Here is a 12,282-nt window from a genome sequence, read left to right as displayed (position 1 = left end):
ACATGGTTTAAGCCGCGGCAGGATCAAGCGACTAGGATGACGCGCGATGACAATCGAACCTTTGGATCTGGTCGTGGTGGCTGAGCAGCCGCAGACCCGCGTCCGGAGCGTCAATGCCCCGACGCATGACATACTCGGCCGTATCGGCAATCTGGAAACGCGCCTTGCCCGGACAGCGTCCGAGATCGACGCCGCGCAGGCCGTCCGCTACAAGGTCTTCGTCGAGGAAATGAAGGCGCAGATCCCGCAGGATGCCGAGCGGCGCAAGCGCGATACGGATGCCTGGGATCTCGTCTGCGACCACCTGCTAGTCCTCGACACGGCCATCGAAGGTGACCCGGAAGACCAGATCGTCGGAACCTATCGTCTGCTGCGCCAGGACGTTGCCGTGCGCACCGGCGGTTTCTATTCGGCATCCGAATTTTCGGTCGGCTCGCTGCTGGAGCGCCATCCGGACAAGAAATTCATGGAACTCGGCCGTTCCTGCGTCCTGCCGGAATATCGTACCAAGCGCACGGTTGAACTCCTGTGGCAGGGCAACTGGGCCTATGCACTGAAATATGGCGTCGATGCCATGTTCGGCTGTGGCTCCTTCCCGGGCGTCATTCCGGAAGAGCATGCGCTGGCGCTCTCCTTCCTGCATCACAACATGGTCGTTCGCGACGAATGGGATGTCTCGGCTCGTCCGGAGCTGTTTCGCACAATGGACCTGATGCCGTCGGAAGCAATCAACATGCGCAAGGCGCTCGCCGCCCTGCCGCCGCTGATCAAGGGCTATATGCGTCTCGGTGCGATGGTGGGCAAGGGTGCAGTCGTGGATTACGCTTTCCGCACCACCGACGTTCTGATCGTACTGCCGATCACCAACATTTCCGGCCGTTATCTCAACTATTACGGTGCGGACGCCGGCCGATTCGCCAGTTAATCGTTAAAAAAGCGTTATTGCGTCGCAAAATTTAATTGACGCAGTGCAGCATTTTTGGATACAATTTTGTTGTGAATGGAAATTTTTTGATCAGGCCTTTGTATTGCGTAAGAAGTATTCATTCTGAGTATATTTGATCAAGATCGACATATCGCATGAAAAAGCCCGCTCCGGTCCTCCCGGGCGGGCTTTTTTCGTTGTCGCTTGTGCGAAGCGAAAGGGTTTCTCAATTGTTCGCATTATGCGCGGCAAGTGCGGCCATGTTGACGATATCGGAATCCTTGGCGGACATCGAAACGATCTGCACCGGCTTGTCGAGGCCGACCAGAAGCGGGCCGATCACTGTCGATCCGCCGAGTTCCTGCAACATCTTCGTCGAGATCGAGGCCGAGTGAAACGCCGGCATGACGAGGACATTGGCGGTCCCGGACAGGCGGCAGAACGGATATTGCTCCATCACCTTCGGATTGAGGGCTACATCGGCGGCCATTTCGCCATCATACTCGAAATCGACGCGGCGCTTGTCGAGGATGTTGACTGCCTCGCGCACCCGCTCCGATCGCTCGCCGGAGGGATGGCCGAAGGTGGAATAGGCGAGCATCGCCACGCGAGGAACATAGCCGAGGCGGCGGGCGAGCCCGGCCGCCTCCTCTGCGATATCGGCGAGTTCATCGGCCGACGGCATGTCGTGGACGGCGGTATCGGCCACCAGAACGGTGCGGCCACGGCACAAGGCGAGCGAGACTCCGATCACCCGGTGGCCGGGTTTCGCATCGATGCAGCGGCGCACGTCTTCGAGCGCGGTCGAATAGTTGCGGGTGATGCCGGTCACCATGCCGTCCGCATCGCCCATCGCCACCATGCAGGCGGCGAAATGGTTGCGGTCATTGTTGATCAGGCGCTGGGCGTCACGGAAGAGGTAGCCATCCCGCTGCAGTCGCGCATAGAGGTAATCGGTATAGGCGCCCGTGCGCTTGGAAATGCGGGCATTGACCAGCTGGATACCGGGACGGTCGAGGTCGATGCCCTCGCGCTCCGCCGTTTCACGCATACGGTCCTCGCGGCCGAGCAGGAGCGCGGTGCCGAGCTCCTGGTTGGCATAGGCGACGGCAGAGCGCATCATCTGCACCTCTTCGCCCTCGGCAAAGACGATCCGCTTCGGCTGGCGGCGGACGCGTTCATAGATGCGCTGCAGCGTCGAGGCGATCGGATCTCGCCGAGCCGACAGCTGGCGACCGTAGACGGCGAGATCCGGGATCTGCTTGCGCGCAACGCCGCTTTCCATGGCGGCCTTGGCGACAGCGACCGGGATGGCCGAGATCAGGCGCGGGTCGAACGGCACCGGGATGATGTATTGCGGTCCGAAGCGCGGCCTGTTGCCCTGGTAGGCGGCGGCGACATCATCCGGCACGTCTTCCTTGGCGAGGCTTGCAAGCGCTTGTGCGGCTGCGATCTTCATTTCCTCGTTGATCGTCGTCGCATGCACGTCGAGCGCGCCGCGGAAGATATAGGGGAAGCCGAGAACGTTGTTGACCTGGTTCGGGTAGTCCGAGCGCCCGGTTGCCATGATCGCGTCGTCACGGATGCGGGCGACTTCTTCGGGTACGATTTCCGGATCGGGGTTCGCCATCGCGAAAATGATCGGCCGGTCCGCCATCGATCGGATCATGTCCTCGGTGAAGGCGCCCTTCTGAGACAGGCCGAACACCACGTCGGCGCCATTCATGGCTTCCGCCAGCGTCCGCCGGTCGGTCTTGACCGCATGGGCCGATTTCCACTGGTTCATGCCTTCGGTGCGGCCCTGGTAGATGACGCCCTTGGTATCGCACAGGATGACGTTGGCCGGGTTGAAGCCCATCGACTTGATGAGCTCGACGCAGGCGATGGCGGCAGCGCCCGCGCCATTGCAGACAAGTCTGGTCGTCTTGAAGTCGCGGCCGGTGAGCGCCAGCGCGTTGATCAGGCCGGCAGCGGCGATAATGGCGGTGCCGTGCTGGTCGTCATGGAAGACAGGGATGTCCATGATCTCGCGCAGCTTCTGCTCGATGATGAAACATTCCGGCGCCTTGATATCTTCCAGGTTGATGCCGCCGAAGGACGGGCCGAGGAAACGCACGCAGTTGATGAATTCATCGACATTCTCGGTATCGACTTCGAGGTCGATGGAATCGACATCGGCGAAGCGCTTGAACAGGACGGATTTGCCTTCCATCACCGGCTTGGAGGCCAGCGCGCCGAGATTGCCGAGGCCAAGAATGGCCGTGCCGTTGGAGATGACGGCCACCATGTTGCCGCGCGTCGTATAGTCATAAGCATTGGAGGGATCAGCGGCGATGGCCTTGACCGGTACGGCGACACCCGGCGAATAGGCCAACGACAGGTCGCGCTGCGTCGCCATTGGCTTGGTCGGGGAGATTTCCAGTTTTCCAGGGCGTCCCTGTGAATGGAAGTCCAGTGCTTCCTGATCCGTCACGCTGCGACTGGTCTTTTCATTTCCGGCCATGGAACCTCCAACCTTTTGTGGGCGACGGCTCTCCTCAGCCGCTTTGTTGTTGTCTTCTATAAACGCGCATGGATAGTGTGGCACCACTTTTCTGGGACCAGCATGACTTTTGTAACCGAGCCGCTCATCCGCAACTCCGAGGTTCTGTCCGCCGATCAACTGGCGTCGGAGGAGAGCCGCGCGACCGCGACGCCGATGATGGAGCAGTTCATCGAGATCAAGGCGAACAATCCGGATTCGCTCCTGTTCTACCGGATGGGCGATTTTTACGAACTGTTCTTCCAGGATGCGGTGGAAGCCTCGCGGGCGCTGGGCATCACGCTGACCCGGCGTGGCCAGCATCTCGGGCAGGACATCCCGATGTGCGGCGTGCCGGTCCATGCCGCCGACGATTATCTGCAGAAGCTGATCGGTCTCGGTTTTCGCGTGGCCGTTTGTGAGCAGGTCGAGGATCCGGCGGAGGCCAAGAAACGCGGCTCAAAGTCGGTCGTCAAGCGCGACGTTGTCCGGCTGGTGACGCCCGGCACGATCACCGAAGACAAGCTTCTCTCGCCGTCGGAATCCAATTATCTGATGGCGCTCGCCCGCATTCGCGGCGGCAGCGAACCGGCGATCGCGCTTGCCTGGATCGACATTTCCACCGGCGTCTTCCGGCTCGCGGAAACCACCGAAACGCGATTGCTGTCCGATATCCTGCGCATCGAGCCGCGCGAATTGATCCTCGCCGATACGGTGTTCCACGATCCGGACATGCGACCGGTCATTGACGTGCTCGGTCGTGTCGCCGTGCCGCAGCCGGCTGTTCTGTTCGATAGCGCGACGGCGGAAAATCGCGTCACCCGCTACTACGGCGTCAAGACGCTGGACGGTTTCGGCAGCTTTTCGCGGGCGGAACTGGCGGCCGCGTCGGCGGCCATTTCCTATGTCGAAAAGACCCAGCTGGCAGAGCGCCCGCCGCTTGGGGCGCCGGAGCGCGAAAGTGCCGCCTCGACCCTGTTCATCGATCCCGCCACACGCACCAATCTCGAACTGGTGAAGACGCAATCCGGCGATCGCAACGGCACGCTGCTGAAGGCGCTGGACCGCACGGTGACCGGCGGTGGTGCGCGGCTTCTGGCTGAGCGCCTGATGTCGCCGCTGACGGATCCCGAGCGCATCACCGCCCGCCTCGATTCTATCACTGCGCTTGCCGACCAGCCGGCCTTCTGCAGCGATCTGCGCTCGGCGCTGAAACATGTGCCCGACATGCCGCGCGCTCTTTCGCGCCTGTCGCTCGGACGCGGCGGCCCGCGCGATCTCGGCAGCATTCTGTTCGGCTGCCAAGCGGCGATCCAAGTCGCCGGTCTTCTTGGGAGCGGCAATCTTTCGGAGGAGCTTGGAGAGGCGTTGCAGTCCGTCCAAGCATTGCCGCAGGACATGGTGCGGCAGCTTGGCGAACTTCTGGGTGACGACCTGCCATTGCTCAAGCGCGACGGCGGTTTCCTGCGCGATGGCGCCAGCGCCGAACTCGATGAAATGCGGGCTCTGCGCGACCAGTCGCGCCGTGTCATTGCCGGCCTGCAGCTGAACTATGCCGAGGAAACCGGCATCAAGTCGCTGAAGATCAAGTACAACAACGTGCTTGGCTATTTCATTGAAGTGACGCAGGGCAATGCCGGTCCGATGACCGACAGTGCCGAAGCAAAGGCCCGCTTCATCCATCGCCAGACCATGGCGAACGCGATGCGCTTCACGACGACGGAACTCTCCGATCTCGAAACCAAGATCGCCAATGCCGCCGACCGGGCGCTAACGATTGAATTGGAAGCCTTCGATCGCCTATCCGCCATGGTGGTCGCCGAGGCCGAGGCAATCAAGTCGGCTGCGCTCGCGCTGGCCGTCGTCGATGTCTCGGCCGGTCTGGCAACGCTTGCCGAGGAGCAGGCCTATTGCCGGCCCCTGGTCGACCAGTCGAAGATGTTCGCCATCGATGGCGGCCGCCATCCCGTCGTCGAGCAGGCATTGCGCCGTCAGTCTGGCACGGCATTTGTCGCCAATGCCTGCGATCTCTCGCCCCATGACGGCGAGGGCGCCAGAGAAGGAGATGGGGCGATCTGGCTGCTCACCGGTCCCAACATGGGCGGTAAATCGACCTTTCTGCGCCAGAATGCGCTGATCGCGATCATGGCGCAGATGGGCTCGTTCGTGCCCGCCGCAACCGCCCATATCGGCATTGTCGACCGGCTGTTTTCCCGTGTCGGCGCCTCCGACGATCTGGCGCGCGGTCGCTCCACCTTCATGGTCGAGATGGTCGAGACCGCCGCGATTCTCAATCAGGCAACCGACCGGTCGCTGGTCATCCTCGACGAAATCGGCCGCGGCACCGCCACGTTCGACGGCTTGTCGATCGCCTGGGCTGCCGTCGAGCACCTGCACGAGGGCAATCGCTGCCGCGGCCTTTTCGCCACCCATTTCCACGAACTGACGGTGCTTTCGGAAAAGCTCGGTCGCCTGTCCAACGCCACGATGCGGGTGAAGGAATGGGACGGCGATGTCATCTTCCTGCATGAAGTCGGTCCGGGTGCTGCCGATCGTTCCTACGGCATCCAGGTCGCCCGTCTCGCCGGCCTGCCGGCCTCCGTCGTCGCCCGCGCCAAGGATGTGCTGGCCAAGCTGGAGGACGCCGACCGCAAGAACCCGGCCAGCCAGCTGATCGACGACCTGCCGCTGTTCCAGGTGGCGATCCGCCGCGAGGAACGCTTCAAGGCGGGTCCGTCGAAGGTCGAGGAAGCGTTGAAAAGCCTCAATCCCGACGACATGACGCCTCGCCAGGCAATGGATGCGCTGTACGCGCTGAAGAAGCAGCTGGCGGGTTGATGGTTGTCGTCGGAGACGGTGTTTTTCTCTTCGAAAACAATATGTTTTCGAGAGGCAGTGCGCTAATTCCCGGTTGAATATTTAGGGTTTGCTCCTGTAGGTTCTCATTGGGGATCTGGGGGCATGAATGATTGGCTGGTATTATAAACTAGGGAAGCAGCAGGCCGGGCCGGTTTCTTCCGAAGAGCTTGTCGAGTTGGCGAAAGCGGGGGCAGTGACGCAGGAGACCAAGCTGTGGCACGCCGGCATGACCAGTTGGACAAGAGCCGCCAGCGTCTCGAAATTGCAGTTGTCTTTTCCTGAAGCGCCAACGGATCAGCAACGAAACGTTCTCGATCCATCGCTTGCTGGGCCGTGGCCGCGGCTCTGGGCCAGATTGCTGGATGTCTATATTCTCACTGTTGTCATCGGCGGCGCCGTCGTCGTCCTTGCTGAATTTTATCTGCCGTCTCTGTTCTTCAAGCTTGTGAGTCTACCCTCTGTCGCTCTCGACGTCCTGTTTTTGCCGCTGGCCAGTGTCGCCACGGCATTGATGATGCGCGTGACTGGAACGACGATCGGCAAGGCACTTGTTGGCATCAAGGTTCAGAACCTTTCCGGTGCTAACACGTTGTTTTTTCTGCTGAGGCGTGAATTTAAGGTCTGGATATTCGGCCTGGGCTTCGGGATACCGTTGATCAATCTCCTCACAATGATCAACCAACATCAGCAGATGTCAAAGAAGGGATCGGCCGATTACGATCAAGGTGTCGCACGGGTAACCGGGGGTAGCTCGCAGACACGCAGCACGGTTGCAGCCATTGCCTTCGCAGCCGTTTTTGCTTCCGTGTGGTATCTTGGCACAGTGGAAGAGAGCGCGCAGCGCGATGTCAAAATCACGCAGGATTGGATCAATCCGGCTACGGGCGACAATACTTTCATCTCCAAAGCCTGGGTTTTCAAAGACTTGGAATCCGAGTTCGGTAGCGCCTTCTATTTTTCGTCGGATCAGCTGCTGGCTGAGATGGTACTGGGCTATGAGCCCTTGGATCAGGATGGGATTGATCCGTTGGCCTATGGAGAAGCGCTTCAGGAAGCGATCTCGGACGAGTTACGCGTGACCTCGGAATGGAAACCGGTCGAAGTCGCGGGCGTCAAGGCGATGCGAGCCGCGGCGGTTCACAAGACAGCGACGGACGTCAATGTCGAGATTACGGTGTCTATCATGGGCAAGAGCGCGTGGCGTCTTTTGGTGTATGTCAGCGGCCGGCCAACAGACAAATTCATCGAAGGTAAGGCGGCTGCACAGTCGTTGTTTTCGACGATCAAGGACATCAACGTCCCGACCGATCTACCCTGCGAGGGCGGCCGTTGCGTCTGACATGATCGTCCAGCCGCTGGATTGAGCCTGCTGCCCTCTTTAAATGATGGAACGCTTCTTCGACAGCCGCCTTGTGCGCTGCAGAAACCACTTGGCAATTGTTGATCGCTACAGTCTTGTCCATCCTCGGACAAAAGGTCTATAGCGCATGAACAGGAAGCGGCTCGCAGAGCACGCCGGACAGGAAGACGATCGGCATTTGATGGTCAGACACGAAACGTCATTTCCCGATATCCTCAATGTCGATGCGCTGAGAGCCAAGTGCAGTTTCATCGCTTCGGCCCATGCCGAACAGCGCGATCTGATGCGCCAAGCGCTGCTGGCGGCCTTCAAGCAGGCCAATCTCGCCGGCCGCGAAAAAGCCCGTGAACTGCTGATCGAAGATGGCGGCGGTCTGAAATGCGCGCAGCGAATTTCCTGGCTGCAGGACGAGTTGATCACCGTCCTGCATGATTTTGTCCTCAACGAGGTCTTCGACGCCGCCAATGCGCAACCCTGGACCCGGATCGCCGTGACGGCCGTCGGCGGTTATGGGCGCGGTACGCTGGCGCCGGGGTCGGATATCGATCTTCTGTTCCTGCTGCCGGTCAAGAAGGCAGTCTGGGCGGAGCCCGCCGTAGAGTTCATGCTCTATATCCTCTGGGATCTCGGCTTCAAGGTCGGCCATGCCACGCGCACGATCGAGGAATGCATCCGCCTGTCCCGCGAGGACATGACCATTCGCACGGCCATCCTCGAAACGCGGTTCATCTGCGGATCGCGGGATCTGGCGAATGAACTGGAAACACGGTTCGACAACGAGATCGTCAAGAATACCGGCCCGGATTTTATCGCCGCAAAGCTCGCCGAGCGTGACGAGCGCCACCGCAAGGCCGGCGACACGCGCTATCTGGTCGAGCCGAATGTCAAGGAAGGCAAGGGCGGCCTGCGCGACATCCACACGCTGTTCTGGATCGCCAAATACTATTACCGGGTCAAGGATTCCGCCGATCTGATCAAGCTCGGCGTTCTCTCGCGCCAGGAATATACGCTGTTCCAGAAGGCGGACGACTTTCTCTGGGCCGTGCGCTGCCACTTGCATTTCCTCACCGGCAAGGCGGAGGAACGGTTATCCTTCGACATCCAGCGCGAGATCGCGGAAGCGCTGGGCTATCACGATCACCCCGGCATGACCGCCGTCGAGCGCTTCATGAAGCACTATTTCCTGGTGGCGAAGAATGTCGGCGATCTGACCCGCATCTTCTGCGCGGCGCTGGAGGATCAGCAGGCCAAGAGCCTGCCGGGTTTCACCGCCGCCATCAGCCGCTTTACCCATCGCGTCCGCAAGATCGCCGGGACGCTGGAATTCGTCGATGACGGCGGCCGCATTGCGCTCGCAAGCCCGGATATCTTCAAGCGCGATCCGGTCAATCTCATCCGCATCTTCCATGTCGCCGATATCAACAAGCTGGAATTCCATCCGGCGGCACTGAAACAGGTGACGCGGTCCTTGAACCTGATCACGCCGTCTCTGCGCGACAACGAGGAGGCCAACCGTCTCTTCGTCTCGATTCTCACCTCGCGCCGCGATCCCGAACTGATCCTTCGCCGCATGAATGAGGCCGGCGTACTCGGCCGGTTCATTCCGGAATTCGGCAAGATCGTCTCGCTGATGCAGTTCAACATGTATCACCATTATACGGTGGACGAGCATCTGCTGCGCGCTGTCGACGTGCTCTCCCGCATCGATCAGGGCAAGGACGAGGAACTGCATCCGCTCGCCTTCAAGGTGATGCCGACCATCGATGACCGCACGGCCCTGTTCGTCGCCGTCTTCCTGCATGACGTCGCCAAGGGCCGTCCGGAGGATCATTCGACCGCCGGCGCCAAGGTGGCGCGCAAGCTCTGCCCGCGCTTCGGGCTGACGCCGAAGCAGACGGAAACGGTCGCCTGGCTGATCGAGGAGCATCTGACCATGTCGATGGTCGCGCAGACGCGCGATCTCAACGACCGCAAGACGATCATCGATTTCGCCGAGAAGGTGCAGTCGCTTGACCGGCTGAAGATGCTGCTGGTGCTCACGATCGCCGATATTCGCGCCGTTGGTCCCGGCGTGTGGAATGGCTGGAAGGGCCAGCTGTTGCGAACGCTCTACTACGAAACCGAACTGCTCCTGTCCGGTGGCTTCTCCGAAATGCCGCGCAAGGAGCGCGCCACCCACGCGGCCGACGTTCTGTTCCATGCGCTCGACGACTGGAGCCAGAAGGATCGCAAGACCTATACCAAGCTGCACTACCAGCCCTACCTGCTGTCCGTGCCGCTCGAGGATCAACTGCGCCATGCCCGCTTCATCCGCGAGGCCGACAAGACGGGCCGGGCGCTGGCAACCATGGTGCGCACGCATCAGTTCCATGCGATCACCGAAATTACTGTTCTGTCGCCCGACCATCCGCGCCTGCTGGCCGTCATCGCCGGTGCGTGTGCGGCGGCCGGCGCGAATATTGTCGATGCGCAGATCTTCACGACGTCCGATGGCCGGGCGCTCGATACGATCCTGATCAACCGCGAGTTCTCCGTCGATGACGACGAGATGCGCCGGGCGGCCAATATCGGCAAGATGATCGAGAACGTGCTGTCGGGCTCCAAGCGTCTGCCGGAAGTGATTGCCAGCCGCACCAAGCACCGCAAGCGCAACAAGGCATTCACAGTGCCGCCGGCTGTCAGCATCAACAACAACCTGTCGAACAAGTTCACTGTCATAGAGATCGAATGCCTCGATCGGACAGGTCTTTTGTCCGAAGTGACCGCCGTCCTCTCCGACCTGTCGCTCGACATTGCCTCGGCGCACATCACCACCTTCGGCGAAAAGGTCATCGACACATTCTATGTGACGGACCTCGTCGGCCAGAAGATCACCAACGAGGCGCGGCACGGCAACATCGTGGCGCGGCTGAAGGCTGTCATGTCGGACGAGGCGGATGAAATGCGCGACCGCATGCCGTCCGGCATGATCGCCCCGCAGCATACACGGTCGGTGACCGGCGCCCGGAAAACCAAGGCAGAATCATGAGCCTCGTCAGGAAATTCATGACCGTCGGCGGCGCCACGCTCGGCAGCCGCATCTTCGGTTTCGCCCGTGAAACGCTGATGGCGGCGGCACTTGGTACCGGCCCGATGGCCGACGTCTTCTATGCCGCCTTCCGTTTCCCGAACCTGTTTCGCCGGCTGTTTGCCGAAGGCGCCTTCAATGCCGCCTTCGTGCCGCTGTTTTCCAAGGAGATCGAGGCGAACGGCATCAATGGCGCCAAGCGGTTTTCCGAGGAAGTGTTCGGTGTCCTCTTCACCGTCCTGCTGCTGATCACCATAGCCATGGAACTGTCCATGCCGCTTCTGGTGCGGTTCGTCATCGCGCCGGGTTTTGCGGATGATGTCGACAAGTCCGCCCTGACGGTGAAGATGGCGATGGTCATGTTCCCCTATCTCATGTGCATGTCGCTGACGGCAATGATGAGCGGCATGCTCAATTCGCTGCATCATTTCTTCGCGGCCGCTGTGGCGCCGATCTTCCTCAATGTCGTGATGATCGGGGCGTTGCTTTATGCGCTCTACAACGGCGCCGATCCGCTGACGACAGCCTGGTATCTGTCCTGGGGCGTGCTGGTCGCCGGTATCCTGCAACTCGCCGTCGTCTATTTCGGCGTTCTGCACGCCGGCATGAGCATAGGGCTGAAATTCCCGCGCTTCACGCCCAACGTCAAACGGTTGCTGATCCTCGCCGTACCCGCCGCCATTACCGGCGGCATCACCCAGATCAACCAGCTGATCGGCCAGGCCATCGCCTCGGCGCAGGATGGCGCCATCTCCGCCCTGCAATATGCCGACCGCATCTACCAGTTGCCGCTCGGCGTGGTCGGCATCGCCGTCGGCGTCGTGCTGCTGCCGGAATTGTCGCGGGCACTGAAGGGCGGCAATCTGCGTGAGGCGGGCAATCTGCAGAACCATTCGATCGAATTCGTGCTGTTCCTGACGATCCCCGCCGCCTTCGCGCTCTGGATCCTGTCCGACGAGATCATCCGCGTGCTCTATGAGCGCGGTGCTTTCCATGCGCAGAATACCGTTGTTGTCGGCTCGATCCTGGCTATCTACGGCATCGGCCTGCCGGCCTTCGTGCTGATCAAGGCCCTGCAGCCAGGCTTCTACGCCCGCGAGGACACCAAGACACCGATGCGTTTTTCGGCGGTGTCGGTCGCCGCGAATTGTGCCCTGGCGATCACCCTGTTTCCCGTGCTCGGTGCGCCGGGCATCGCGGTCGCGGAGGCGACGGCCGGATGGATCAGCACTATCCTTCTGTTTGTAACGCTGCTGCGACGCGGGCATCTGGTGTGGGAATGGGCGCTGTTGCGCCGCACGGCCTTGCTCATTGTCGCGGCAGCGGTGATGGGCGGCGTGCTGCTTTATCTACGGGACGTCTTTGCGGCCTCGCTTGCCTCCGGTTCGCCGCTGCTGACGAAGCTCGGCGCGCTCAGCCTGCTGATTGCGGTGGCGATGGTCGTCTATTTCGCGGTTGCCTTCCTGATCGGCGGTGCCGATCTCGGCATGATCCGGCGCAACATGAAGCGCAAGGGACCGCCGACGCCTCCGCCCGTCGATCCTTGAGGG

At 61.0% G+C, this 12,282-nt stretch carries 6 protein-coding genes; 5 read left to right on the top strand and 1 reads right to left on the bottom strand.

The genetic code is table 11. The features are described from left to right. Positions 1–46: 46 nt before the first annotated feature. A complete protein-coding gene (locus ASG68_RS04305; RefSeq protein ID WP_062582838.1) occupies positions 47–925 on the top strand; it encodes a GNAT family N-acetyltransferase in 879 nt (292 codons plus the stop codon). Positions 926–1,151: 226 nt separating this feature from the next. On the opposite strand, the gene ASG68_RS04300 is transcribed toward ASG68_RS04305, so the two are convergent. Then, positions 1,152–3,428 carry an NADP-dependent malic enzyme gene (locus ASG68_RS04300; protein ID WP_062582840.1) on the bottom strand — a complete coding sequence of 759 codons (2,277 nt, stop codon included), beginning with the start codon at positions 3,426–3,428 and terminating at the stop codon, positions 1,152–1,154. 102 nt (positions 3,429–3,530) lie between these two features. On the opposite strand from ASG68_RS04300, the gene mutS reads away from it, so the two are divergent. The 4 genes from mutS (at position 3,531) to murJ (ending at position 12,279) form a co-directional block, all read left to right on the top strand. Then, positions 3,531–6,284, top strand: a complete 2,754-nt coding sequence (mutS, locus tag ASG68_RS04295) for a DNA mismatch repair protein MutS (protein ID WP_062582842.1) — start codon at positions 3,531–3,533, stop codon at positions 6,282–6,284. Positions 6,285–6,411: 127 nt separating this feature from the next. After that, positions 6,412–7,644, top strand: a complete 1,233-nt coding sequence (locus tag ASG68_RS04290; protein ID WP_062609140.1) for an RDD family protein — start codon at positions 6,412–6,414, stop codon at positions 7,642–7,644. 202 nt (positions 7,645–7,846) lie between these two features. Further along, positions 7,847–10,693, top strand: coding sequence for a [protein-PII] uridylyltransferase (locus tag ASG68_RS04285; RefSeq protein ID WP_062583659.1), 2,847 nt, complete (start codon positions 7,847–7,849; stop codon positions 10,691–10,693). Further along, positions 10,690–12,279, top strand: a complete 1,590-nt coding sequence (murJ, locus tag ASG68_RS04280) for a murein biosynthesis integral membrane protein MurJ (protein WP_062582846.1) — start codon at positions 10,690–10,692, stop codon at positions 12,277–12,279. Before ASG68_RS04285 ends, murJ begins: the two co-directional genes overlap by 4 nt. The last annotated feature ends 3 nt before the right edge of the window (positions 12,280–12,282 follow it).

The organism is Rhizobium sp. Leaf453 (assembly GCF_001425605.1).
In the GTDB taxonomy this organism is placed as follows: domain Bacteria; phylum Pseudomonadota; class Alphaproteobacteria; order Rhizobiales; family Rhizobiaceae; genus Pararhizobium.
The sequence above is the reverse complement of the archived record's forward strand: the minus strand, read 5'-3'. Positions and strand labels throughout refer to the sequence as shown.